24 protein-coding genes and 2 tRNA genes are annotated in these 24,964 nt (G+C 59.1%); 7 read left to right on the forward strand and 19 right to left on the reverse strand.

Annotated features, from left to right (window positions below; all coding sequences use genetic code 11):
• Positions 1-89: 89 nt before the first annotated feature.
• The 6 genes from O3675_RS01840 to O3675_RS01865 form a co-directional block, all read right to left on the reverse strand.
• Positions 90-731 carry a DsbA family protein gene (locus O3675_RS01840; RefSeq protein WP_005505724.1) on the reverse strand — a complete coding sequence of 214 codons (642 nt, stop codon included), beginning with the start codon at positions 729-731 and terminating at the stop codon, positions 90-92.
• 172 nt (positions 732-903) lie between these two features.
• Positions 904-2,226 (reverse strand): ATP-dependent Clp protease ATP-binding subunit ClpX, encoded by a 1,323-nt coding sequence (gene clpX / locus O3675_RS01845; RefSeq protein WP_371571001.1) that lies wholly within the window; start codon positions 2,224-2,226, stop codon positions 904-906.
• A 508-nt stretch (positions 2,227-2,734) separates the two neighbouring features.
• Positions 2,735-3,424 (reverse strand): ATP-dependent Clp protease proteolytic subunit, encoded by a 690-nt coding sequence (locus tag O3675_RS01850; RefSeq protein WP_012903382.1) that lies wholly within the window; start codon positions 3,422-3,424, stop codon positions 2,735-2,737.
• Between the two features lie 5 nt (positions 3,425-3,429).
• Positions 3,430-4,083, reverse strand: a complete 654-nt coding sequence (locus O3675_RS01855; protein ID WP_005505718.1) for an ATP-dependent Clp protease proteolytic subunit — start codon at positions 4,081-4,083, stop codon at positions 3,430-3,432.
• Between the two features lie 318 nt (positions 4,084-4,401).
• On the reverse strand, positions 4,402-5,703 hold the full coding sequence (gene tig, locus O3675_RS01860) for a trigger factor (protein WP_049327800.1): 1,302 nt from the start codon (positions 5,701-5,703) through the stop codon (positions 4,402-4,404).
• A gap of 107 nt (positions 5,704-5,810) precedes the next feature.
• Positions 5,811-5,885 (reverse strand) — tRNA-Pro (locus tag O3675_RS01865).
• A gap of 269 nt (positions 5,886-6,154) precedes the next feature.
• On the opposite strand from O3675_RS01865, the gene O3675_RS01870 reads away from it, so the two are divergent.
• Together O3675_RS01870 and O3675_RS01875 are read left to right on the forward strand one after the other, a co-directional pair.
• Positions 6,155-6,228 (forward strand) — tRNA-Gly (locus O3675_RS01870).
• A 343-nt stretch (positions 6,229-6,571) separates the two neighbouring features.
• Positions 6,572-6,817 carry a hypothetical protein gene (locus O3675_RS01875; protein ID WP_049327799.1) on the forward strand — a complete coding sequence of 82 codons (246 nt, stop codon included), beginning with the start codon at positions 6,572-6,574 and terminating at the stop codon, positions 6,815-6,817.
• A gap of 106 nt (positions 6,818-6,923) precedes the next feature.
• Here the strand turns inward: O3675_RS01875 and O3675_RS01880 are convergent, their stop codons facing one another.
• Positions 6,924-7,808 carry an Fpg/Nei family DNA glycosylase gene (locus tag O3675_RS01880; protein ID WP_303945270.1) on the reverse strand — a complete coding sequence of 295 codons (885 nt, stop codon included), beginning with the start codon at positions 7,806-7,808 and terminating at the stop codon, positions 6,924-6,926.
• Positions 7,809-7,911: 103 nt separating this feature from the next.
• Entirely contained in the window at positions 7,912-8,403 is a 492-nt protein-coding gene (locus O3675_RS01885) for a ribose-5-phosphate isomerase (RefSeq protein WP_005505713.1), read from the reverse strand.
• 379 nt (positions 8,404-8,782) lie between these two features.
• Between O3675_RS01885 and pepN the strand changes: the two genes are divergently transcribed.
• Together pepN and O3675_RS01895 are read left to right on the forward strand one after the other, a co-directional pair.
• Positions 8,783-11,332, forward strand: coding sequence for an aminopeptidase N (gene pepN / locus O3675_RS01890; protein ID WP_371570602.1), 2,550 nt, complete (start codon positions 8,783-8,785; stop codon positions 11,330-11,332).
• A 289-nt stretch (positions 11,333-11,621) separates the two neighbouring features.
• A complete protein-coding gene (locus O3675_RS01895; RefSeq protein ID WP_371570605.1) occupies positions 11,622-12,779 on the forward strand; it encodes an SGNH/GDSL hydrolase family protein in 1,158 nt (385 codons plus the stop codon).
• Between the two features lie 143 nt (positions 12,780-12,922).
• Here the strand turns inward: O3675_RS01895 and O3675_RS01900 are convergent, their stop codons facing one another.
• Together O3675_RS01900 and O3675_RS01905 are read right to left on the reverse strand one after the other, a co-directional pair.
• Positions 12,923-13,528: a hypothetical protein gene (locus tag O3675_RS01900; RefSeq protein ID WP_049327794.1), complete on the reverse strand. Its 606-nt coding sequence runs from the start codon at positions 13,526-13,528 to the stop codon at positions 12,923-12,925.
• A 276-nt stretch (positions 13,529-13,804) separates the two neighbouring features.
• Entirely contained in the window at positions 13,805-14,668 is an 864-nt protein-coding gene (locus tag O3675_RS01905) for a transcriptional regulator (RefSeq protein ID WP_314361345.1), read from the reverse strand.
• A gap of 205 nt (positions 14,669-14,873) precedes the next feature.
• On the opposite strand from O3675_RS01905, the gene O3675_RS01910 reads away from it, so the two are divergent.
• Positions 14,874-15,782 carry an acyl-CoA thioesterase II gene (locus O3675_RS01910; RefSeq protein WP_049342090.1) on the forward strand — a complete coding sequence of 303 codons (909 nt, stop codon included), beginning with the start codon at positions 14,874-14,876 and terminating at the stop codon, positions 15,780-15,782.
• A gap of 134 nt (positions 15,783-15,916) precedes the next feature.
• Here the strand turns inward: O3675_RS01910 and O3675_RS01915 are convergent, their stop codons facing one another.
• From O3675_RS01915 to O3675_RS01925, 3 genes are all read right to left on the reverse strand, one after another.
• The gene (locus tag O3675_RS01915; RefSeq protein ID WP_371570609.1) at positions 15,917-16,492 is read right to left on the reverse strand and encodes an HdeD family acid-resistance protein; all 576 of its coding nucleotides are present in this window, start codon (positions 16,490-16,492) and stop codon (positions 15,917-15,919) included.
• Positions 16,493-16,782: 290 nt separating this feature from the next.
• Entirely contained in the window at positions 16,783-18,462 is a 1,680-nt protein-coding gene (gene ettA, locus O3675_RS01920) for an energy-dependent translational throttle protein EttA (RefSeq protein WP_070599850.1), read from the reverse strand.
• Between the two features lie 75 nt (positions 18,463-18,537).
• Positions 18,538-19,143, reverse strand: coding sequence for an ABATE domain-containing protein (locus O3675_RS01925; RefSeq protein ID WP_371570613.1), 606 nt, complete (start codon positions 19,141-19,143; stop codon positions 18,538-18,540).
• A gap of 90 nt (positions 19,144-19,233) precedes the next feature.
• Here O3675_RS01925 and O3675_RS01930 point away from each other — a divergent pair, with 90 nt between their 5' ends.
• A complete protein-coding gene (locus O3675_RS01930) occupies positions 19,234-19,986 on the forward strand; it encodes an MBL fold metallo-hydrolase (RefSeq protein WP_371570615.1) in 753 nt (250 codons plus the stop codon).
• Between the two features lie 112 nt (positions 19,987-20,098).
• On the forward strand, positions 20,099-20,515 hold the full coding sequence (locus O3675_RS01935; protein ID WP_371570617.1) for an MmcQ/YjbR family DNA-binding protein: 417 nt from the start codon (positions 20,099-20,101) through the stop codon (positions 20,513-20,515).
• Between the two features lie 730 nt (positions 20,516-21,245).
• Here O3675_RS01935 and O3675_RS01940 read toward each other — a convergent pair.
• The 6 genes from O3675_RS01940 to O3675_RS01965 form a co-directional block, all read right to left on the reverse strand.
• On the reverse strand, positions 21,246-21,533 hold the full coding sequence (locus O3675_RS01940; protein ID WP_005505695.1) for an antibiotic biosynthesis monooxygenase: 288 nt from the start codon (positions 21,531-21,533) through the stop codon (positions 21,246-21,248).
• 209 nt (positions 21,534-21,742) lie between these two features.
• A complete protein-coding gene (gene trmD / locus O3675_RS01945; RefSeq protein ID WP_371570620.1) occupies positions 21,743-22,669 on the reverse strand; it encodes a tRNA (guanosine(37)-N1)-methyltransferase TrmD in 927 nt (308 codons plus the stop codon).
• Between the two features lie 3 nt (positions 22,670-22,672).
• On the reverse strand, positions 22,673-23,335 hold the full coding sequence (gene rimM, locus O3675_RS01950) for a ribosome maturation factor RimM (RefSeq protein WP_005505693.1): 663 nt from the start codon (positions 23,333-23,335) through the stop codon (positions 22,673-22,675).
• A gap of 181 nt (positions 23,336-23,516) precedes the next feature.
• On the reverse strand, positions 23,517-23,762 hold the full coding sequence (locus tag O3675_RS01955; RefSeq protein ID WP_005505691.1) for an RNA-binding protein: 246 nt from the start codon (positions 23,760-23,762) through the stop codon (positions 23,517-23,519).
• A 2-nt stretch (positions 23,763-23,764) separates the two neighbouring features.
• Positions 23,765-24,187, reverse strand: a complete 423-nt coding sequence (gene rpsP, locus O3675_RS01960; protein WP_005505689.1) for a 30S ribosomal protein S16 — start codon at positions 24,185-24,187, stop codon at positions 23,765-23,767.
• 284 nt (positions 24,188-24,471) lie between these two features.
• Positions 24,472-24,960, reverse strand: coding sequence for an NUDIX hydrolase (locus O3675_RS01965; protein ID WP_005505687.1), 489 nt, complete (start codon positions 24,958-24,960; stop codon positions 24,472-24,474).
• Positions 24,961-24,964 lie beyond the last annotated feature (4 nt).

Here is a 24,964-nt window from a genome sequence, read left to right on the forward strand (position 1 = left end):
CATGACCGGGCGGTACTTTTTTTGCTCTGCAGCCGCAGACTCTACCGAGCCTGCGCGCATTGCAGGAATCTCAGCACATTGCAGGGTTCTTAGGCTTCGCCCTTTTCGCCGTGGAAAATCGGGCCCACGTTACGGGGACGCTTGAGCTCGAAGAAGCCGGGGTAGGAAGCCAGCGCCAGAGCGCCGTCGAAGAGCTTACCTGCTTCTTCACCGGCGGGGCTCGGGGAGATGACCGGGCCGAAGAAAGCGGTGCCGTTGATGGAAATCAGCGGAACACCCACATCGGTGCCGCCCACGGTCTCCAGTGCCAGGTCCAGGGAGGCGCGCATCTGCTCGTCGTACTTGTCGGTGAAGGCGACGTCCACCAGCTCAGCGGGCAGGTTGACCTCTTCCAGCGCCTTGACGATTGCATCGCGGTAGGAATCAGCCTTGTTCTTGTTGTGGTGAATCTGCTCGCCCAGAGCGTCGTAGAGGGGCTTGATGACCTCGTTGCCGTGCAGCTCACGCACAGCGGTAATGAGGCGGGTCGGTGCCCAGGACTGGTCCATCATTGCCTGGTAGTCGGCGGGCAGCTCGCGGCCCTGGTTGTGCATGGACAGGGAGAAGGGGCGCCAGGTCACCTCAACGTTGCGGACCTTCTGCACCTCACCAATCCAGCGGGAGGTAATCCAGCACCAGGGGCAAATCGGATCGAACCAGAAATCAATCTGTGCGGGTGCGTTCTCAGCCATGAGTGTTCCTCTTTCATACGGTTGCGCCAGCCGCTTCTATGAGCCGGCGCTTATTCTTCGGCACACGCCCTTCAGCACATGTTGCCGAGCGGTACCTGCTAGTGAGCCGTCACCCCGTATAACCGGGGCGACGGCTTCTTTATTCCCTAGCCTGTCGGCTGGAAGTATTCGGTTATGCCGCCTGACGGTCCGCGTCCTTCAGGGAGGTGGCCTTCGCCTCCCCCTTCACGGTGCGGGTAGTCTCGGTTTCGGGGTCGGGCGCCTGCAGCACGTAGCGGGGTTCCGTGCCGTTGAGCACGGTGTCCTCACCGATGACGATGGACACCACATCGGTGCGGTCCGGGATGTCGAACATAATCGGCTGCAGAATCTGCTCCATCATGGCGCGCAGGCCGCGGGCACCGGTGCCGCGTTCGGCGGCGAGGCGGGCAATAGCCGCGATCGCAGCGTCGTCGAGGACCAGGTCCACGCCGTCCAGGGCGAAGAGGTGACGGTACTGCTTGAGCAGCGCGTTCTTCGGTTCGGTCAGCACGCGAGCCAGCTCTTCTTCGTTGAGCTCACTCAGGGTCGAGATGACCGGCAGGCGGCCAATCAGCTCGGGGATAATGCCGTAGTGCGCCAGGTCCTCGGGCATGATCTGGTCCAGCGGGTTCTTTACGGAGCTGCCCAGTTCAGCGCCGAAACCGATGCCGCCGGCGCCCACGCGGGCTGCGATGCGGTCGTCGATATTGTCGAAGGCGCCAGCTACGATAAAGAGAATGTTCGAGGTATCAATCTCAATATTCGCGTGTGCCGGGTGCTTGCGTCCGCCCTCCGGCGGTACGGTCGCCACGGTGCCCTCAATAATCTTCAGCAGCGCCTGCTGCACGCCCTCACCGGACACGTCACGGGTGATGGAGAGGTTCTCGCCGCCCTTGCGGGCAATCTTGTCGATCTCGTCAATGTAGATAATGCCGCGCTGAGCCTTGGCAATATCACCGTCAGCGGCGTTGATGAGGCGCAGCAGAATGTTCTCCACGTCATCACCCACGTAGCCCGCCTCGGTGAGGGTGGTTGCGTCGACCAGGGCGAAGGGCACATCCAGCTTCTTCGCCAGGGTTGCCGCCAGGTAGGTTTTACCGCAACCGGTCGGGCCGAGCATCAGAATATTCGACTTGCCCAGCTCCACCTGCTCCCCCGCGGTCGCCGAAAGAATGCGGGAGGTCAGCACCGGGTTATCAATATCGTGGATGCGCTTGTAGTGGTTGTACACCGCCACCGCCAGGGTGCGCTTCGCCGCGTCCTGACCGATGACGTAGTCGTTGAGGTAGCTGTAAATTTCGCGCGGAGTAGCCAGCTGAGATGCAGGCGCCGCCGCGGAGGATTTCACCTTCAGACGCTCTTCAGCGAGGATCTCCTCGCACAGCTCCACGCATTCGTCGCAGATGGAAACATTCGGGCCGAGCACAATCTTGAAAACCTGCGCGCGAGTCTTCTTGCAGAAGGAGCATCGCATGCTGGCGTTGGGCTGTTCGGGAGGCACAATGATGTCTGTGGCCACGAAGATTCCCTTTCGATCGGCGTGGTGAAATCGGTGCAGAAGGGTCAGTGACCTGATGTCTGCGGTGATTTCTTAGGAGGGGCACCGGTGGGTGGTGGGCGCCTTAGTTTGAGTGAGAAACCGGTATGAAATACTCGAATTTTCTCCTTCTCTAAGGCTACCGGAGTTCACCCCGGAACTCAGAATTACGCACCGCAAATGAACGGACTTACCGGGCATATGACAAAGCGCGTCTTTTATGACGGCGGCGAGGCTGATACTCCGGCATATGACGATAGGTATGTGACGCTAAAGCCCGGCAAGAAAGCGCAGGTCAACGCCACATATCAGCTTGGTTCGCCGCCCCCACCCGGCGGGCGCAAAAAGGGCGGCACCGCACCGCGCACCAGCCCGAAGGCTCGCACACGGAGCGATGCCGCCCCTCCCCCGAAAAACGCTCCGGGATATTCCTCAAAACTAAAGTTTAGGTGTGGGAAATAGCGGTGTTGGTCGCAGGCTTACGCAGCTTACGAGACTCCAGCACCTTATCGACCAGGCCGTACTCCAGGGCAGCAGCCGCAGTCAGAATGTTGTCACGCTCAATGGAACGGTCAACTTCCTCGTAGGTCTTGCCCGAGTGCAGTGCCAGGGTCTGCGCAGTCCACTCACGCATACGCATAACCTCGTTCGCGTGAATCTCAATGTCAGATGCCTGACCGCCCTGCTGGCCACTCAGCGCGGGCTGGTGAATCAGCACGCGAGCGTTCGGCAGTGCCAGACGCTTGCCGGGAGTACCGGCAGCCAGCAGAACCGCCGCAGCGGATGCCGCCTGGCCCAGGCACACGGTCTGAATCTCGGGGCGGATGAACTGCATGGTGTCGTAGATGGCGGTCATTGCGGTGAAGGAGCCACCGGGCGAGTTAATGTACAGGGTGATGTCACGCTCGGGGTCCTGCGCCTCCAGAACCAGCAGCTGAGCCATGATGTCGTCAGCGGATGCGTCGTCCACCTGGGTGCCCAGGAAGATGATGCGGTCCTCGAACAGCTTTGCGTACGGGTCCTGACGCTTGTAACCGTAGGGGGTGCGCTCCTCGAAGCTGGGGAGCACGTAGCGGTTGCTCGGCATAGCCGGCGCCGAGGTGGTGATATCGTTCGGCAGGTAGTTCATGTGCATCTCCCTTATGCGTTCTTCGATTCGGGCAGCTTACCGGCGGTGGTGGCAATGTGGTCGAAGAAGCCGTATTCCAGGCCTTCTTCCGCGTTAAACCAGTTGTCGCGGTCGTTATCCTTCAGAATGGTCTCGAGGCTCTTGCCGGTGCGTTCAGCGGTGATCTCTGCCAGGCGCTTCTTCATGTCCAGAATCAGCTCAGCCTGGGTGCGGATATCCGATGCGGTACCGCCAATACCGCCGAGGGGCTGGTGCATGAGGATGCGGGCGTTCGGGGTTGCGTAGCGCTTGCCGATGGTGCCTGCGGTGAGCAGGAACTGACCCATGGATGCTGCCATACCGGTCACCACGGTCACCACGTCGTTCGGGATGAGCTGCATGGTGTCGTAGATAGCCATGCCGGCGGTGACGGAGCCGCCGGGAGAGTTGATGTACAGGTAGATGTCTGCCTCGGGGTCTTCAGCCGAGAGCAGCAGCATCTGGGAGCAGATGAGGTTGGCGTTGGAGTCGCGCACCTCGGAGCCGAGCCAGATAATGCGCTCCTTCAGGAGGCTGTTGTAGACGTAATCTTCCTGGGCACCAACGATGGGGGTTGCCATAGACGGCGCGGGCGCCACGCCGGCTGCCTGGGAGGCGCCGATGGGCAGAGGCATGTAGCTGGACATTCTTCCTCTTCTTCTCTAATGGGTCTTCGCTGCATCTTTGCGCGATTTACGCGCCGGAGCGCACGCGAAAAGTTTCGTTGCTACTACCTTACCGATAGTTGCTCTCCCCCGCTTCCCTTCGGGTTGTTCGTTCGCCAGGGGGTGAAGCAGAGGCGAAAACCTCGGTACGGAATAACTTGAGGGCGGAATAGTTTGGGGTGAAAAGAGCCTCAGCGGGCACCCAACCGGTAATTCGGTGGATGCCCGCTGAGGCTACACGTTTCAAGCAATCAGCTCACGCCCTCTAGCGGGGTGGCTTTTTGCAGACCGTGGCGGGATTTAGGCAGCTGCCTCTTCGCCCTCGCCCAGGTACTTGGACAGGTCAACAACGTTGCCCTTGGTGTCCTTGACCACTGCGGTCTTCAGCACTGCTGCCAGAGCCTTGGAGCGGCGAACCTCGCCGACCAGTGCGCCTGCCTGGCCGGAGCCGTCCAGCATCTGTGCGAACTGGTTGGGGTCCATACCGTACTGGGAGCTCATGGTGATGATGTAGTTGATCATCTCAGCCTGGTCGACGGTCACTTCTTCCTTGTCCGCAACAGCGTCGAGAACCATCTCGTTCTTGAATGCGGTCTCGGTGTTCTCGCGAACCTCGGCGCGGTGCTCCTCGGTGTCGTGGTCTGCTTCAGCGTTGGGGTTGTTGAAGTGCTGCTCGAGCTGGTCCTCGATAACCTTCTCGGGGACGGGGATCTCAACGAGCTCAACGAGCTTTGCGAGGACCTTGTCGCGTGCCTGGGTGCCCTGCTCGGCAACCTTAGCTTCTGCAACCTGCTTCTTGATGTCTTCCTTCAGCTCGTCGATGGTGTCGAACTCGGAAGCCAGCTGTGCGAACTCGTCGTCAGCTGCGGGCAGCTCGCGCTCCTTGACTGCGGTGAGCTTGACCTTGATGGTTGCCTGCTCGCCTGCGTGCTCGCCGCCGGAGAGCTTGGTCTCGAAGGTTGCGTCCTCGCCAGCGGACAGGCCGGTCAGAGCCTCGTCGATGCCGTCGAGCATGGTGCCGGAACCGATCTGGTAGGACAGGTCGTTTGCTGCGTCTACCTGCTCGCCGTCGATTTCTGCGGCGATGTCGATGGTCACGAAGTCCTTGTCAGCTGCGGGGCGCTCAACGGTCTTCAGGGTGCCGAAGCGCTCACGCAGAGCGTCCAGTGCCTGAACCTCGTCCTCAGCGGTGACCTCTACCTCGTCAACCTCAACCTCGAGACCCTCGTAGTTGGGCAGCTCGATTTCGGGACGGACGGTGACGGTGATGGTCAGCTTGACGTCTGCCTCACGGTTCTCGGTGGAGGGCTGGGACTGAACGTCCAGCTCGGGCTGTGCCAGGGGGGAGAGTTCGTTCTCGCCCAGTGCCTGTGCGTAGTAGTCGTTCAGAGCGTCGTTCAGGGATGCCTCGACGATGTAGTCGAAGCCCGCACGCTGCTCGATGAGCTGCTTGGGCAGCTTACCCTTGCGGAAGCCGGGAACGCTGATCTGACCCGAGAGGTTCTTGTAGGTGCGGTCCAGGTAGGGCTTGAATTCTGCGAAGGGAACCTCGACCTCAATCTTTGCGAGGGTCGGGTTGAGCTTCTCGACGGCGGTCTTCACGTCCGTGATCTCCTCATATAGTTTCGGTGCGGCACGAATCGTGTGTGCCGCGGTTGCTTAGTGGAAAGAGCGCCACGACCCTGTAGCGTCGCGGCAACCGTTTCACGTCGGGGCGACAGGATTCGAACCTGCGATCTCCTGCTCCCAAAGCAGGCGCGTTAGCCAAGCTACGCCACGCCCCGTGAAACCGACCGTGTTGCGCACTTGCGTGTTTAACACAGTCAGTGCCCTAGTTTACCTGTTTTCCCGCTAAATGCCCAACACAGCGGCTCGTGCACGGTTTATTTCCACTGAGCGCGTACTACCCTAATAAGGATGCGCAGACCGGCGTAAAAAAGGAGGGGCGAGCGCCCGCAAGAACCTGCAAAAGCCAGCACACAAAACCGCACCAACACGCCTAAGAGTTTGACAGCACAGATGGAACCTCGTTACTATGGTCAAGTTCCATTCCGGGGATGTAGCTTAATGGTAAAGCCTCAGTCTTCCAAACTGATTACGCGGGTTCGATTCCCGTCATCCCCTCCATGAAAAAGGCTCCGACGCAAGCGTCGGGGCCTTTTTGCATTCCGGGGATTCCGGGAATCGCTTACGTCTAAAAGTTCCGAAAGCTTTCGAAACTTTTAGACTCCAGCCCATCATCCCTCGAGAACTAATCTCCAGGAATCCCTTCCGTATGCGGATTTGTTTCCTCACGCACTCGGAATCCGCACGCTCCAACTCGCCATCCCCGACAACACACGGAGCCCCTACCGCACTTACCCCACCTAAAAACTTCACCCCAATAAAGCAATAGGAAACAGATACGAATATTTACCTCAAAACATGGTACACTTATTCGAAAGTAATCTATTTCAGATAGGAAAATCCAGTGACCTTGAAGATTAATGAAAAAGCTTTGGAAAAGCTCGTACAGCAACAGATTGCTGCAACGACTCAGAAGTATCAGCATGAGTTTGACCGCATCGCCTCAACTATGAAGGGCAAACCGGTGGAGTTGATCCTGCCGGAACTGCAGAAGTTTGTGAAGCAACAGGGTGGAAATGTTGATAATGCACAGCTGAAGGAGTGGGCTCAGCGCCTCTCTAAGGGCGAGAAATTCATCTTCACTTCATAAGCCCTCACAAAATCAGAGCAGTAGAGCTAAGCGAGGAGCCCCAATTTATTATCGAGGACTCCTCGCTTTTCTCGTATCCACAGCCGTGAGTTAGAGCTGGATACCACTACATCTGGCAGCCGGGGCACCAGTAGAGTTTGCGGCCGGCGATTTCTTCCATGCGGATGGTGGTTCCGCAGCGGCGGCAGGGCTCGCCGTGGTGCATGTACACGTAGTTGGCGTGGTCGGGCCACGCTTCGGTTTCGGGCACGCCGGGGCGGTCTTCAGGTTCGGTGGTGATGATGCGCCCCACGCGCACGCCAATGACCAGCAGGTGCTTATTGTCTTCCCAGAGTCGCTCCAGCTCCTCGTCGCTGAGGCTCTTGCCGGGGCGCAGCGGGTCAATTTCCTGGCGGTACAGCGATTCGGCGCGGAAGATATTGCCCACGCCGGAGATTGCCGCCTGATCCATCAAAATCACGCCAATCGGGCGGGAGCTCTTGCGTGCGGCGCGGTAGAACTGTTCGGGGTCGGCGTCCGGGTTGAGCGGGTCGGGGCCGAGCTTGGAGCGGACGGTGCGCACCTCCTCCGGGGTGAGGGTGCGGCAGATAGTCGGGCCCACCAGGTCCGCCCAGCCGTGCTCCGAAACAATACGGCAACGTACCGTGCTCTTCGGTTCGGGAGGACCGGCGTAGGGTTCCCCCTCCCCCGCCGCGTATTCTTTTTCGCCGATCTTGCGGGGCGCACCAATGCTCGAAGCACCAGTGAACGTCTCGTCCCCGCCGAAGCTCCAGTTACCGTAAATACCCAGGTGCACGTTCAGGGTCAGGTCGTTTTCGAAGGTCACGAACAGGTGCTTGCCGTGCGCGTACGCCCCGGTGATGGTGTGCCCGTCCAGCAGGGCGGCACCCTCAGCGTAACGGCCCTGCGGGGAGGAAACCTGCACGCGCTCGCCGGTGAAGACGTCACTGATTTGGCGGGCGATACGGTGGATGGAGTGGCCTTCGGGCACGGGTTCTCCTCGAAAACTTGTCGGCTAGAAATAGCGTGGATTATATGGAGTGCAGAGACGACTGAGGCGCATAGCCTGCACTATGCGCCTCAGATTTTAGAGCTTAGGCAGCGTCAATCTGCTTGCCGGCAATGTCGCCGGTCTGCTCGTACTCAGCCAGCTGACCGATACGGCGTGCGTGACGCTCCTCGTTGGTCCAGGGGGTAGCCAGGAAGACCTTAATGATTTCCAGTGCTTCTTCCTTGCTGTGCTGGCGGCCGCCCACAGCTACGACCTGTGCGTTGTTGTGCTCGCGAGCCAGTGCCGCAGTGTCGTGGTTCCATGCCAGAGCCGCGCGGATACCATCAACCTTGTTCGCAGCCATCTGCTCGCCGTTGCCGCTACCGCCCAGCACAATACCCAGGGAGTCCAGGCCAGCCTCGCGGTCACGCTTCACGCCAAGGGCTGCGTTAATGCAGAACGAGGGGTAGTCGTCCAGCGGGTCGTAGTCGGCGGGGCCGTGGTCAATCATTTCGTAGCCCGCAGCGGTGAGGGACTCGATCAGGTAGTGGCTCAGTTCGAGGCCAGCGTGGTCGGTTGCGATGTGTACGCGCAAGGTACTCTCCTGGTGATTTTGTCTTGGTGTGACGTGCGTTTGTGCGTTCGTGGGAGGCGCCGGTTCTCAGTTCTGAGCGCCGTTGCTAGAGTGCGCCGCGCATCCATCAGGTGGGATGCGCTTCCCCGTTTGGGTTTTTTCTGTCTTAACTGTATCGAATTCACGCGGGTTCGGGTAATGGGAAGCCTTCTAGACCCCCACCTATACGGTAGACTGTGGGGTATGGCACTTTTTGGTGTCCCGATTCGCCGCGCCCAAGTTTGAACGCCTCCAGCGCTACGTATGCAGCATCGCAGGAGCCGCGCACCTCGGGAACCAGCGCACCATGACAGGGCGTGTCAACATGGCACGCTATTCACATCTAAGGAGAGGGAGCTGTATGCCCGGTCTGAACCTAACCCGCAATGAGGCAACCGAACGCGCATCCATCATTAAGCGCGTGCACTCGTACCGTATTGAACTCGATCTTCCGAAGGACAAAGACGTCTTCTCCTCGAAGGTTGAAATCCGCTTCGACGCTCAGGAAGGTGCCTCCACCTTCATTGACGCCATCACCTCCTCGGTCAAGTCCATTAACCTCAACGGCGAAGAGCTGAGCACCGACCTGGCGGACGGCGAGCGCATCCAGCTGCCGAACCTTGCTGCTGAGAACACCCTGGTCATTGACGCAGAGATGTTCTACACCAACACCGGTGAGGGTCTGCACCGTTTCGTGGACCCCGCCGACGGCGAAGTGTACCTGTACTCCCAGTTTGAGGTGCCGGACTCCCGCCGCGTGTTCCCCGTCTTTGAGCAGCCCGACCTGAAGGCTGAGTTCGAGTTTATTGTGCGCGTTCCCTCGCACTGGGTGGTTGTGTCTAACCAGCCCGAGGTGAAGGTTGAGGAGAAGGAGTGCGGTTGCGGCCGTGCGAAGACTTGGTTCTTCAAGCCGACCCCGCGCATGTCTTCGTACATTACCGCGATTGTGGCTGGCCCCTACGAGAAGGTCACCAGCGAGCTGACCAACTCTGAGGGTCGTGTGATTCCGCTGGGCGTGTACGCTCGTAAGTCCCTCATGCCGTTCGTGGATGCTGAGGACATGTTTGAGCTGACCCGTCAGGGCTTCGAGTTCTACGAGGAGCAGTTCAAGACCCCGTACCCGTTCGAGAAGTACGATCAGCTGTTCGTGCCCGAGTTCAACGCCGGTGCGATGGAAAACGCTGGCTGCGTGACCTACCTGGAGACTTACGTCTTCCGCTCCAAGGTTGCGGAGGCTCTGCGTGAGCGCCGCGCTATCACCGTTCTGCACGAGCTGGCTCACATGTGGTTCGGCGACCTGGTCACCATGAAGTGGTGGAACGACCTGTGGCTGAACGAGTCCTTCGCTGAGTTCATGTCGACCCTGGCTGCTGCGGAGAACACCCGCTACGCGAAGGAGGCGTGGGCTACCTTCGCCGCGTCGGAGAAGACCTGGGCATACCGTCAGGATCAGCTGTCTTCGACTCACCCGATTGTGGCTGAGATTCGTGACCTTGCCGATGTTCAGGTGAACTTCGACGGCATTACGTACGCGAAGGGCGCTTCGGTGCTGCGTCAGATGGTGGCGTGGGTTGGCCAGGAGAACTTCATGGCTGCTCTGAAGGTGTACTTCGATAAGCACAGCTGGGGCAACACCGTTCTGGATGACTTGCTGGTTGAGCTGGAGCGCACCTCCGGCCGTGACGTGCGTGCGTGGAGCGCTAAGTGGCTTGAGACCGCTGGCGTGAACACTCTCGCCGTTGAGGTTGAGAATGATGAGGCGGGCAACATTTCGAACCTGGGCATCCGCCAGTCCTACGCTGAGGGCTTCGAGACCCTGCGCCCGCACCGTGCGGTAATTGGTTTCTACAACCTGGTGGACGGCAAGCTGACCCGCACCGACCGCATCGAGCTGGACATTGACGGCGAGCTGACCGTGGTTGAGGAGGCTCTCGGCAAGAAGCGCCCCGACCTGTTGCTGCTGAACGATGAGGATCTGGCGTACGCCAAGATTCGCCTGGACGAGCGTTCCATCGAGACCGCTATCAAGCACCTGGGCGACATTGATTCGTCCGTGGCTCGCGGCGTGGTCTGGGGTTCGCTCTGGGATACCGTGCGTGACGCTCAGATGCCGGCACGTAAGTACGTTGACCTGGTGCTGAACAACATCGGTAAGGAGACCAACTCCACCGCTCTGCGCACCCAGATCAACAACCTGTCCGCTACTCTGCACTCCTTCGTAGCTCCTGAGGCTCGCGAGGAGACCCGCCACCGTGCCGCTGACCGTCTGTGGGAGCTGGCATGCGTTGCAGAGCCCGATTCGGATGCTCAGCTGCAGCTGCTGCAGGCGTTCATCAACCAGACCCGCACCGAGGAGCAGTACGACAACGTGCAGCGCCTCTTCGAGGGTGAGCTGACCCTTGAGGGACTGGACATTGACGCTGACCTGCGTTGGAACCTGGTGTGCCGCCTGGCTACCGGTGGCCGTTTCTCCGCCGAGCAGATTGCTGCGGAGCTGGAGAACGACAACACCGCGAACGGTCAGCAGTACGCCGCTCAGGCATACGCGTCGATTCCGACCGCGGAGGCTAAGGCTGAGTACTGGAACAAGATCATGGTGACCGGCGAGCTGTCGAACATGATTCAGCGTTACGCTATTTCCGGTTTCAAGTCCGGCAAGCCCGAGCTGATTGCCCAGTACGATGAGCCGTACTTCGAGCAGATTGAGGGTATTTGGCGTTCGCGTTCGCACGAGATTTCCATGCAGATTATTGGTGGCATGTACCCGAGCGAGCCGACCGCTGAGCTGCTGGAGCGTACCGAGGCGTACCTGGCATCTCTGCCTGAGGATGCTGCGGCTCTGTACCGTCAGATTGCGGAGGCACGCGACGGCGTGGCTCGTGCGTTGAAGGTTCAGGCGGCTGACATTTAACAATGCTTGTGAGCTGAGGCGGGTTCGCCACCTGCTCTCATGGGTTTTTGCTCATAGGTTTTTACTCATGGGTTTTTATTCGTCCCCTTCTACCCCGATTCGGGGTGGGAGGGGACGTTTCTATATGGGGGTTTATGCCGGTTCTATTTTGAGTTGTGCCCCAAGTTGCACACCGGTTTGCGCACCGAGTCTAATTCTTGTCACTGCGGTGCATATTTTTTGTTATTTTCATTTGAATATCCCTCAAAAGCTCTCTACTTGGGGTTGCGCCTATCGTATACTGTTGTGCATGCCTTCTATCAAGTCTCCTATCGCGAAAGTTTCTCTGACCGGCACAATCCTTGCTGTGGTTGCCGCCGGTTCCTTTGGCGTGTACTCCGCAGGAGGCTTCATCGCGCCCGGTAGCACCGCCGCTACCGCTGCTACGGGCGCCGAGCCTACCCAGTCGGCGCAGGAAAGCCCCAGCGAGTCCCCCTCCCCCGAGCCGACTCCGGAACCGACCACCCCGGCTCAGAAGATGGAACGCACCGCGCAGAACGCCTTCGGCAAGGAGGGCGCGCAGGCAACCGGTGAGATTCAGGCGCCGTTCTCCACCTCCGCTGATGCCGCCGACATGCTGGTTCAGCAGTTCAAGGGTGGCGTGGTCATGTACACCCCCAAGTACGGTCCGGTCGCGGTGGAATCTGGTGTCTACGAGCACTGGTGGAAGCAGCGCGGGTACAGCGACTTTGCCGGTTGGGAGGGTCTGCCGGTGAGCTGGCAATCCAAGAACGGCGTTCTGTACACCAAGTTTGAGAAGGCTGAACTCTACTGGGATAAGGCGAACGGTCTGCCGCGTAACACCAATGTTCTTGGCGCTAAGGATGCCCTGGTGATTGGTGACTCGCAGGTGACCGCAACCTCCTGGGTTGGTTTGGGTCTGAAGCAGGCTGGTTTCGTCCCGTACCTGTTCCGTTGCGGCGGCATCGGTTTTGTGACTGCCCGCGAGGGTGTGTGCCCCTCCTACTATCAGGGTGTGATGGGTGGCCGTTGGGCTCTGCCGAGCGGTAACCCCGGCGTGATTTACCTGGACGCCTCCGGCAATGACATTTACATTCACGAGGATGAGACGAAGGCGCGCGAGCACGTGAACGCTCACCAGACTCAGGTCATTGAGCAGCTGCGACGTATGTACCCGTCGTCGAAGATTGTGTTCGGTGGTGTGGTGTCTATGGATGAGGCGTCTGCACCGGATAAGCAGGTGGCGCATAAGCGTCACGTGGCAAACGAGGTGGCAAGGCAGGGTGCCCGCGAGACCGGCGTGCTGTTCATGGACACCTCGGGCTGGCAGAGCCTCTACCTGGCTGAGGGTGACATGGCTGATGGCGTGCATCTGAAGGAGAAGGCGCACCATAAGCTGGCGGGCCCCTTTGCGACTCGTCTGCGTGAACTGCTCGGCACCGCGTAAACTAACTGTGTAATCAGCCGAGTACATCAGCTTCGATCAACGCATATAGCATTAGAATGAGGCGCCGGGAGGATTGAATCCTTCCGGCGCCTCATTCGTTTGAGTGGGTTACCCACCGCAGCTCTCAAGTTAGTGTGCGGGTTTTATGCCGCGACGTTTGCCTGGCGTTCCTTCGCCTCGGCCTTCTGGTGTGCGAGCACGCCCTCCGCAAGGCGACGCTTCTGACGCTCACGAGCGGCTTCCTTCTCACGCTGCTCGGCAGCCCAGGCGACCGGGTCAATGTCAATCGACTCGTAGTGCCATTCACCAATGTAGTCGCGAATCGGGGCGACCCAGGTGACGGGAATGCCGCGGCGCAGGTACACCTCGTGGTCGGTGTCTTCAAAAGCGTGGATAATGCGGTTGCCGTCAGCAATCAGGGACTCGATGACGGAGTCCTTCCATGCGGGGCTGTTGGAGCCATCGTTGCCGGGCTTAGCGAACACGTGCTTGGGTTCCAGACCTGCGCGGGCGATGAACTGGTTCAGTTCCTTCATGTAGGTGCCGTCGCGGCCGGTAATTACTACGACCTCTGCGCCGGTTTCTGCCGCGATTTCGCGAACACGGTCGGCAACTTCAACATTGACCGTGGCGTTGCGGATGGCCTTGAAGAATCGGCGGTTGCTTGCGAAGAAACCGGTCAGGTACTTGTCCATCTGATCTCGGTTGCTGGCAAGGGTACCGTCGATGTCGACTGCAATCAGATCCATATAGGTCTCACTTTCAATCCGTACGGGAAGAATGCGCCTGGTGAGGGCGCAGCGGAAGAGTTCCCGTGCGGTGTGGCTGGTAATCGGTGTGTCAAAGACGCCCAGGTGAAAGGGCGTAGTCTTTCTAGAATACCCTATTTTCGTAAAGTAATGCCCTATCGAATGTCATTATTACAACTACCCCGTTGATGTCATACGGCATAGAAAAACCGCTGGTGGCGCAGGCTAAGAGCCCACACCACCAGCGTAAAAAGTCTAGAAATGTCTCGAGGAAAGTTAGAGTAGCGAACCGGACCCGCGGCGCACCAGCACCATACCGGCGGGCGCCACAATGCGCAGCCACTCCTCCGAACCAACATGCGCAGCGAACAGCGGCAGATCGCCCGTGAAGCCTTCCGGAATGAAACCGAACACGCGCAGGGCGAATGCCGCACCGGTCGGTACTAGCACGGTATCGAACTCAGGTAGGTATTCCAGCACCATATCGGAGGACCAAATACGCGAGCGCACCGTGGAAAGCACCGCGGCGCCGGGGTTCTCGGGCAGGGCGCGTTCTACCGCCTCCAGGCCTTCTGCGGTGGCGCGGTGGAACTCTTCAACCGGAACGGTGCCGACCTCGTGCCAGCCGCTGAGCGGGGCTGACTTGCCAGCCCAGCTGGCGTTGACGGTCACCGGCGGCATGAACAGCACCAGCTGCGGGTTCTCTTCGTTGCCCTGTTCTTCTGCCTGCTTCTGCAGACGCGCCAGACGGTCCAGTAGCGCCTGCCCCTGTACGGTCATGTCCAGGGTCGAGTCAGCCAGCAGGTGCAGGGCTCGCAGACCCATAATAACCGGGGTGTCCGAGGAGGCGTCCTCCGGCTCCAGGGCGCAGGCGAACACCGCCACCACGCGACCGCGCGCGGTCAGGCGGATAGCCGCATCCGGGTTGACCGCCAGAGCGCGAGAAATGTAGGTGGCAAGATCCTTGACGACTGCGGCACCCTGCGCGCCGCCGGGCAGAATCAGGTAGGGCTCCTCCACGCCTTCGTGGGGGTTGTACTTGAGCTCAATGGGTGCTGCCGCGTTCGATGCGCTGTTCTGGTCGGGAGCGTTCTCCTGCACGGGGGTATTGTCAGGGGTGGTTTCAGACGGCGTAGTCATTTCTGCTCCTTTTCGGCGTAGGCCTGCTCGGTGGCAAGTTGGTGGGTGATATCTGCGATGGTGTGTTAGGCAGACGTTCCGGATCGACAATCCGGGTCATCGTTCCTAGTCAATGTTCCGAATCAACCTGTCGTGGTTGTCTCAGAGTATGCTCTCCCACTCTACGCCAGAAACCGGTTCATTGAAAACGTGCGAGAATAAAACCATGACCAAGCCCACTGTGACCCAAAACCTCATGCGGATGCTGGACCTCTCCCCCGTGGAGGCGGCGCCCGCCTCCTTCGGTAGCGATGAAGTATCTACCGGCGTGACGCTCACCCGCGAGCAGCCGCGCACTTTCGGTGGTCAGGTTCTTGCCCAGTCGATTATTGCCGCCGACCGCACGGTGGAGGGCAAGGACATCCACTCGATTCACGCCTATTTTCTGCGTCCCGGCGATATTGAGCGTGAACTGTTCTTCGCCACTCAGCGCCTGAACGATAGCCGTTCCTTCTCGACCCGCCGCGTGCAGGTGTTCCAGGATGAGGCGCCCATGTTCTCTGCAATTATGTCTTTCCAGGCGGATAGCCGCGGCCCGGAGCACACCGCGGTCACCATGCCGGAGGTTCCGGACCCCGAGTCCCTTCCGAAGGTCAGCGATTATCTGGGCCAGCTCCCCCACCCCATTGCACAGGCGGTAGCGTGGGAACGTCCGATTGATATGCGCCACGTGGATGCGCCCCTGTACACTCAGCCGGATGCCTCCTCGACACAGCCGCGTGCCTGCGTGTGGTTCAAGACCTTTGACCGCCTGGTGCATGCTGATGGTTCTGAGGCGTCGGAGGCGGAGCACCGCGCCGCTATCGCCTACGCTTCGGATTACCTGCCGCTGGAGCCTGCTCTGCGTCGTCACGGCAAGTTCTGGCTGGAACCGGGCCTCAAGAGCGCCTCGCTGGATCACGCGATGTGGTTCCACCGCCCGGCGCGCGCCGACGAGTGGCTGCTGTACGTGCTGGATTCCCCGAGCGCGCAGGGCGGCAGGATGCTCGCGCAGGGTTCGATTTTCAATCGTTCCGGTGAGCTGGTGGCGACCGTGGCGCAGGAAATGATGTTCCGCCTGCCGGAATATCGATAAAGCAGAGCACCGCTAGGACTACCGGAAGGCGTCAGGCGAACCTGGCAGAGCATACAGAAAGACCGTGTGAGGTGGTTGTCTCACACGGTCTTTCTTATGTTCTAGTGTACGGTCTAGAAGCCGTTTGGAAGCTCTTATTTAGCTTCGCCGTCAATCACACCGTCCGGGGAAATGTGCACGGTGCTCTTGGTGCGGCGGGAAACAAAGAAGTCACCCACGAATACCAGACCGGTCACCAGAAGACCCAGTGCTGCCATCCATACTGCCGCCACGCCGAAGAACATCGGGAACAGCACCACGAGCAAGCCCAGAATAAGGGTACCAATAGCAGAGAGCTGCAGGTGGCGTCCGGCGGCGTAGCTCAGGTATTTCACGCCCTGGGCAGTCATCAGACGAATCAGCGCCCACATAATCATCCACGTACCCACAATAGTCGGAATGTACGTCGCCTGCGCACCAGCCGAAGCGCTCAGCAGAATCAGACCAACCACCACGGTCAGGATGCCGTTAACCAGGTCCCAGCCGGTACGTGCCTGCTTTGGCGTGCCGAAGTAACGTACCAGTTCAAACACGCCACCAAGCCACACCGAAATGGAGAACACATAACCCAGAACTACCAGCGGAATAGCGGGATTGGCGAACATGTAGATTGCCGCTGCAATCAGCAACAGACCGGTAACCAAGGACATCCAGTTATATTTTGAAAGCATAATGCTCTTCTCTTCGTAATCACATGTGTCAGTTGTACTTACGCACATACCCATTATAAACCGTAAATATGAAGTCCGCCACGATATATCGGTCGCCACTGAGCGAACTATTTCTACCGGCGAACACGCGACCCTCCCCTCGCCAGCACATACAGCAGCCAACGCGCGCAGCATCCAGTACACACAGCGCGTACGGCATCCAGCGCATATGGCATCTAGCGGGCACAGCAAAGCCCCGCCTCCCCACGCTTCAACAGCGCAGGAGGCGGGGCTCGCTACCGAACTAAACCCTATCGGGTCAGCTTGCGGTGCACCACGCGGTGCGGCTTAGCAGCCTCAGGGCCGAGGCGCTCAATCTTGTTCTTCTCGTAGGACTCGAAGTTACCCTCGAACCAGTACCACTGATCCGGGTTCTCATCGGTGCCCTCCCACGCCAGGATATGGGTTGCCACGCGGTCCAGGAACCAACGGTCGTGAGAGACGACCACGGCGCAGCCGGGGAATTCCAGCAGCGCATTTTCCAGGGATGCGAGGGTCTCAACGTCCAGGTCGTTAGTGGGCTCATCGAGCAGCAGCAGGTTACCACCCTGCTTGAGGGTCAGCGCCAGGTTCAGACGGTTACGCTCACCACCGGAGAGCACACCCGCCTTCTTCTGCTGGTCCGGGCCCTTGAAGCCGAACGCGGAAACGTACGCACGCGAAGGCATTTCAACGTTGCCGACCTGGATGTAGTCCAGACCGTCAGAGACGACCTCCCAGAGGCTCTTCTCCGGGTCGATGTTCGCGCGGTTCTGGTCAACGTACGAGATCTTCACGGTCTCGCCGACCTTCAGCTCGCCGCCATCGAGGGGCTCCAGGCCAACGATGGTCTTGAACAGGGTGGACTTACCCACACCGTTCGGACCAATCACACCCACAATGCCGTTACGGGGTAGGGAGAAGGACAGACCGTTAATCAGGGAACGGCCGTCGAAGCCCTTCTGCAGGTTCTCAGCCTCAATAACGACGTTACCCAGGCGGGGTCCCGGAGGAATCTGAATCTCTTCGAAGTCAAGCTTGCGGGTCTTCTCAGCCTCCGCAGCCATCTCCTCGTAGCGTGCCAGACGAGCCTTCGACTTAGCCTGGCGGCCCTTAGCGTTGGAGCGGACCCAGTCCAGTTCCTCGCTCAGGCGCTTAGCGAGCTTAGCGTCCTTCTTGCCCTGAACTTCGAGGCGGGCGCGCTTCTTCTCCAGGTAGGTGGAGTAGTTACCCTCGTAGGGGTACAGGTTACCGCGGTCAACCTCGGCGATCCATTCTGCCACGTGGTCGAGGAAGTAACGGTCGTGGGTAATCGCGATGACGGCACCCTCGTAGGACTGCAGGTGCTGCTCCAGCCAGAGCACGGACTCTGCGTCCAGGTGGTTGGTGGGCTCGTCGAGCAGCAGCAGGTCGGGCTTCTGCAGCAGCAGCTTGCACAGTGCCACGCGGCGGCGCTCACCACCGGAGAGGTGGGTGACGGGCATGTCAGCGGGCGGGCAGCGCAGCGCCTCCATTGCCTGCTCCAGCTGGGAGTCGAGGTCCCATGCGTTAGCGGCATCGATAGCTTCCTGCAGCTGACCCATTTCTTCCATGAGGGCGTCGAAGTCAGCGTCGGGCTCAGCCATGAGTGCGGAGATTTCGTTGAAGCGGTCCAGCTTGGACTTGATTTCGCCCACGCCTTCTTCAACATTGCCCAGAACGGTCTTCTCTTCGTTCAGCGGCGGCTCCTGCATGAGAATACCCACGGTGTAGCCTGCGGTCAGGCGTGCCTCACCGTTGGAGGGCTGGTCGAGGCCAGCCATAATCTTCAGGATGGTCGACTTACCCGCACCGTTCGGACCAACCATACCGATCTTGGCGCCGGGGAAGAACGACATCGTCACGTCGTTAAGGATGACCTTGTCGCCCACAGTCTTGCGGGCCTTGATCATCTGATAAATAAATTCAGCCATAGTTACCTATTTTAGCGTGATTCTGCGGCGCACTGACGGCTTAGTCAAATATTCCCCACCTTCAGCATGCGGTTTCTAGTCACCTTCAGCCTGTGCGCGTTTACGTTCATAGGAGCGGGCGGCTCGGATGCGGTCACCACAACGCACGCTGCACCATCTACGTCGCGCGTGGGTCCGCAGCATGATGCGGTCGCAGTCGGGTGCTTCGCATTCAGAGAGTTTATCTGCCTCTTCGCCGGTCAGTAATGTGATGGCATCATAAGCGATGCGGGCGATGGCGTAATCCACCTCTTGGGTGAGGGGGTCTTCAATCCGCCGCGTGTACCGCCGGTTTTCTGCATCCCACGCTAGAGCGTTCATGGTGAGCGCTTCATGTGCTGTCTTATTAACGGCGTGAAGCGCACCCGGGTAGGGAGCGCGCTGGTTTAGGTACGCGTCAAACAGTTCTTTGATGACGTATCGAAAGCTGATGAATCTGCTGACGCAATAGGGTTGCAGCTCATACGAGTTATTCACGATGTCGTGTTCGTGCGCCCATTCAGTGGCTGTTTCTGGGGTTTCAAGCAGATCGCATTGTTCGCCACCGGGTTTTGTATAGAGCGTATTTGCTAACGCTATGCAGGGGTGTTCTTGGCTTCCGGGTGCCGCAGGAAGGTGGGCGGTTCGGTGAGAATTTTCCATACTTCTCATGGTATCACTTGCATTTTTCCGTGAAAATACCTATGGTTAATCATGGCAAAAACACATTTTATCCATGAGAGGAATACTTTTATGCCTACGATTAACGTCATCACCGGCCCCACCGTCCTCATCGAATACGCGGGTTTGCGCTTCCTAACCGACCCCACCTTTGACGCACCTCAGGACTACGACATGGGCATTACCGTTCTCAAGAAGACTGCCGGCGCCCCCATCACCCCCGAGTCAGTCCTCCCCATCGATGCAGTCCTACTCTCGCACGACACCCACCCCGACAACCTCGACACCAGCGGCCGCGCCCTCCTCCCCAAGGTCGGCCACATCATCACCACCGAAGACGGCGAAAAGAACCTTCAGGCAGAAGGCCTCACCAATGTCACCGGCCTGGCACCTTGGAATACCTTCACCGTGGCAAAGGGCTCTACCGAAGTTACCGTCACCGCAATGCCTGCACTCCACGGCCCAAACATCCCCGAAATTCAGGAGAAGGCCGGTCCCGTTATTGGTTTCCTCCTGCAGGCTGCAGGAGAACCGACTGTTTACATTTCTGGCGACAACTCCGAACTTCACGTTGTAGAGGAAATTGCTCAGCGCATTGCTCCCGTTGATGACGCTATCCTTTTTGCGGGTGCTGCACACCCCATCGGACCCGAATTCGACATGACCATGACCGCCGAGAATACCGCAAAGGCGGCAAAGCTTCTGGGCGCCCAGCGGGTGTACATTGCCCACACCGACTCCTGGGGTCACCTGGGTGAAGACTTGCAGGATACGATTCAGGCCTTTACCCGCGAGGGAATTGACCACAAGCTCATGAATAAGTAGAGCGCTAAAAATTTCTGGGGTGTATGCGAACCATTGCATACACCCCAATTTTTATATCAGCCCTTAGGTATCAACACCGTAGAGCCACCGACAACCGGATAGAATCGAAGCCATGAGCACAAACCCCTCCCCCAAACTTCTGGCGCCCGAAGACCTCGCACATGCCGTTGACTGCCTCGCACTCGCCATGCCGCTGGCGATGCGCGATCAGCCGTTCGGGCCCGAGCACACGGTGTACCGGATAGGCGGCAAGATCTTCGCCATGTACACGGAGGGCATCGGCTACCCCATCGTGAACCTCAAAACCGACCCGGAAGAATCCGAGGTGCTGCGGCGTATCTACCCGAGCATCATCCCGGCATGGCATATGAATAAGCGGCACTGGATTTCCGTGGGCGCCGGCGAAGGCATAACCGAGCGGGTACTAGAAGAACTGGTGGAGGATGCGTACCTGCGCGTCATGTACTCACTACCCAAGGCGAAGCGACCCATCGAGTTCCGCGAGCGCCCGGTACCCGAAAAGCACTAGACAGAGAAACATGACGAGCATAGAAGGAACGACTTACCAAAGGCAACGTTTAACAGCGGAGCGGGTGAGCACCGGTCCGGACCACCGGCTTGCTCACCCGCTTTGCAAAGCACATTCCTATCCGCGGCTGGGAGGGTCATCAACCACGATGAACGCTCGAACCACCAAGCTCCCATCCCATATATTGCGGGGTTCCGCACCATGCACCACTTGTGTGAATACGTGATAGTTGAGTTGGCTCCCTTGCCAGACCTCCTATGCAGAGGAGGCGCTGACCTGGGTGCGCTGAATATTTCCCTTGAATGACTCAGCTACGTCATGCGATGCAGCTGAGAGGGGATCGCTGTCTTCGCCCGAACTACCGGCACGGACGAATGTGTGCTCTCGGGACTAATAATAACCTTTTTGCATTAAAGTGTCACTTTCGGATTGAAGGATACAGATGGCATTTATTGACCATAATTCAGGTGTTTTATAGCGCCGAACCCACATATCCAATCACAGCGAAATACCTGCGGATTTTAAGCCCCGAAAAATCAAGGAGGGGCCGCGCTAAACCCTCCTTATATCGCCTCCACATGGACCAATACCCACTTAAAGCAATATGTAGAAAAGTTAGTGCGGCCCCTCACTATTTGAGATAAAAATGAGATAAACCCCTACTCAGAGCGATTACCGGCGGGGTTTACCTAATAATTCCCCAGAGTGACAGGTTACTCGCCGCGACCGGTTACTCGCTGAACTCCACCTTCTCGAAGCTCATGGTGCCATCAGCGTGAGAGACAACAGTATTCGGGTCACGCTCACGACGAGCCGCCGCATACGCATCGTGGCTTGCCTCATCAACCCAGCGGGTCACCACGAAATAGTCGCCGCCCTCATCCAGGGGGCGCCACAGCTCAAAACCCTCAAAGCCGGGGAAAGAGTCAGCGATGTGGCGGGCAGCGGCAAAGCGCTTCTCCAGCTCAGCACGGTTGTCGCCAACGACAGCCAAACGGTGAACCTTAACAACGGACATGTGTCCTCCTTCTGTTGAGTACATGCTTTCAACGATGAAAGCGGGTTACAACCTCGCACCAGCTATAGGTAAGCTATGTTCTTAGCGAGGGTAACCTCAGAATAACGGGTCGCGGGCACAAAAAATAGGGGTTAGCGCCAACTAACAGTTATATGACGCTAACCCCCATTCAGAGAATCACGAGGCACCCACAGGCACCCGTTCGAAGCTTAGGATTCCGGCTGGGTCTGCACGGTATTAGACTGTGCAGTATCAGGCTGTGCCGCCTGAGCCGCGCTATCAGCCTGCGGTGCGGGGTTCTTCTTCGCCTTCTTCTGAGCCGCCTTCGCCGGGTTCGCAAAATGCACCCCGCGCTCAGCCAAGAAGCGGCGATCCTTCTTATCCCACTGCTCCACCGGGTACGCCTCCAGCAGGTCCGGGCGGCGCTCCAGGGTGCGCTCAATCTGACGGTCACGACGCCAACGCGCAATCGCACCGTGATTACCCGACAGCAGTACCTCCGGCACCTCACGGTCACGCCACACGGCGGGCTTCGTGTACACCGGATACTCCAGCAGACCGCCCGTATGCGACTCTTCCTCCAGGGAGGCGGGGTTACCCATCGCGCCCGGAATCAGGCGGGTGATAGCCTCAATCATCGCCATGACCGCAACCTCGCCACCGTAGAGCACGTAATCGCCCAGGGATACGGGCATCACGCGGAAGCTCTCCTGCGCCCAGTCCAGCACACGCTCATCAATGCCCTCGTAGCGCGCCGGAGCGAAGACAATATGCTTCTCCTCCGCCAGCTTGTACGCCATCGCCTGATCGAAAACGGCACCCGCCGGGGACGGGACAATCAGCAGCGGGCGGGTATCGGCGGCGGGCTCAGCACCTTCAGTAGAGTCTTCGGAAGCATTCAGAGGGGAGGCGGCAAGCACCTCATCCAGCGCCAAACCCCACGGCTCCGCCTTCATCACCATGCCCGCGCCACCGCCATACGGGGTGTCATCCACCGTGCGGTGACGGTCAAAGGTGTACTCACGCAAATCGTGCAGGTGCAAATCCACCAGACCCTTCTCGCGCGCCTTGCCCAGCAGGGACAGCTTCAGCGGCTCCAGGTACTCGGGGAAAATCGTGACCACATCGTAGCGCACGGACTACTCCCCCGCCTGCTCGGTCGCCTGCGCAGAATCCTGCTCAGCGTCCTCGACCAGGTCAATCAAACCCGCCGGAGGGGTCAGCAGCACAAAGCCGGGCTCATCCTCGGTCGAGGGAACCACCTCGGGCACGATCTCCTCAACAAAAGGAATCATGATCTCTTCACCCGCACCGGAGGCAAGACGCGGCGAACGAGCCAGCTTAATCAGCAGCAAATCCTGAACCGGCATGGTCTGCAGACCGGTCACCTTGCCCAGCGGCTTGCCCACAGCCGGGTTATCCACGGGGCTCTCGCCCTCGGGAACATCCGCCAGCAGGTACACGGGCAGGTTCACCAGCTCCTGCTCGTAGAAGCCCTCTTCATCGCCCTCATCCTCGGGAACCTCGTAAACCAGGCGGCTGCCGCGCAGCTCCTCAGCCTGGTTGCGGGTAGTCACCTCATCAAAACGGACCACCAGAATCTTCTTGTTCCAGCGGGCACCGGCAACCGTCAGCTCACCGGTAGGCGCCACAGAAGCGGCAGCAGAGCCGGGCTTGAAATTCTCGATACCGAGCACCTCACCGCGGGCAAAACGCTCCTGCGGGGCATCAGTAAAGAGCTGAACCGTCACCTCACCACGAATACCGTGAGGCTTACCGATACGAGCCACCACAACCTGCATAATTTTCCTCCGCTGGATACAAGCTAAAAACCTACGCCGTGCACGTGCACGGCTCCCACTATTCTACCGGGCACTTAGGACGGGCGCATTCTGCCGCCCGCAGTACCACCGGGACCCGGGTACGCGAAAGCCCCCGCCTTCCGGAAAAACTCCGGGAGCGGGGGCTTCAAGCGTTTACGAGCTAGCGTCGCTTTTTGTCGGTGTCGATAATGTCGATACGCATCGGCTCGCCATCAGAAATAGCGTCCATCACCAGACGGATGCTCTTGGCGGTACGACCAGACCTGCCGATAACTCGGCCCAGGTCATCCGGATGCACGCGAACCTCAAGGGTTTCACGGTGACGCTGAGTGCGCAGGCGCACCTTCACGTCCTCCGGACGATCGACAATCCCTCGAACCAGGTGTTCGAGTGCGTCAGCCAACATAATTACTCAGCTGCTTCCTCAGCCTCAGCCTCGGGTGCTGCTTCCTCAGCAGCCTCTTCAGCCTTCTCAGCCTTGGGGGTGATAGCCTCGGGCAGGATCACGGAACCCTTTTCGGGAACAACGAACTCAGCCTTAGCCTCGACGGGCAGAACCTTGGATTCTGCCTTCTCGCCCTTGAATGCAGCCCAGTCGCCCGAGAGCTTCAGCAGAGCCAGAACCTGCTCGGTCGGCTGTGCGCCGACGGAGAGCCAGTACTGAGCACGCTCAGAGTTGATCTCGATACGCGAGGGGTGCTCGGTCGGGTGGTAAATACCGATCTCTTCGATGGTCTTACCGTCGCGCTTGACGCGCGAATCAGCGATCACGACGCGGTAACGAGGATCGCGGATCTTACCCATACGCTTGAGACGAATCTTAACAGCCACTTTAGTGGTTACTCCTGTTTCATAATTTGGTGCGAGGCACACGGTTCAGCACCCGTGGGGCGGGCCATTCACGGCGCCTCTATGGACACAACGGCGCGCGAAGAGAGGGGTCGCGCGTCGCCGGGTACTCAGCTAGGGTATCAGAGCCCAAGATTTTAAGCTAGCGACACGGAAAAATAATTGCCGCAGGCACCGAACATCACTTTTAAACAGCGTTCTGCACCCCGTGATGCGCCCGGTAGCTCCCCGCCCAGCGGCAGCGTAGCCGCAGCTAGTCGAGGTTGTTAGGAGTCGAGGTTGCTCATCTCCAGAGTCTCCCCCGTCTCCAGGGCGCGGTAGCACTCACGCAGACGCTCCACCATCGACGGGCGCACATAACCCTCCAGGTTCTCCGGAGCAACCCACTCATAGGTCACCAGCTCAGCATCCTGCAGGGTAATCTTCGTATCCGCCGCAATCACGCCGCCGTCATACATGTAGTAGGTCGAATCGCCCCACACGCCCAGCGACAGGCCGTGGAAAATCAGCAACACACGACCCAGCTTCACATCCAGGCCCAGCTCCTCCACAATCTCACGCTCACAACCGGGCTTGGGCGCCTCGCCAGCCTCCACGGTGCCGCCGGGAAGAATCCAGCCGTCCTTATAGTTCGGCTTCACCAGCAGCATCTCGCCGCGCTCATTACGAATCAGCGCGCCTGCCGCCAAACGGCGCGTGGGCAAGGTGGCGATAAAAGCCTTCAGCTCTTCATCGCTCAGATAGGAATCCTTCATGGCT

Origin of the sequence: Rothia sp. 27098_8_27, from assembly GCF_041432805.1 — a bacterium.
GTDB classification, from domain to species: Bacteria; Actinomycetota; Actinomycetes; order Actinomycetales; family Micrococcaceae; genus Rothia; species Rothia mucilaginosa.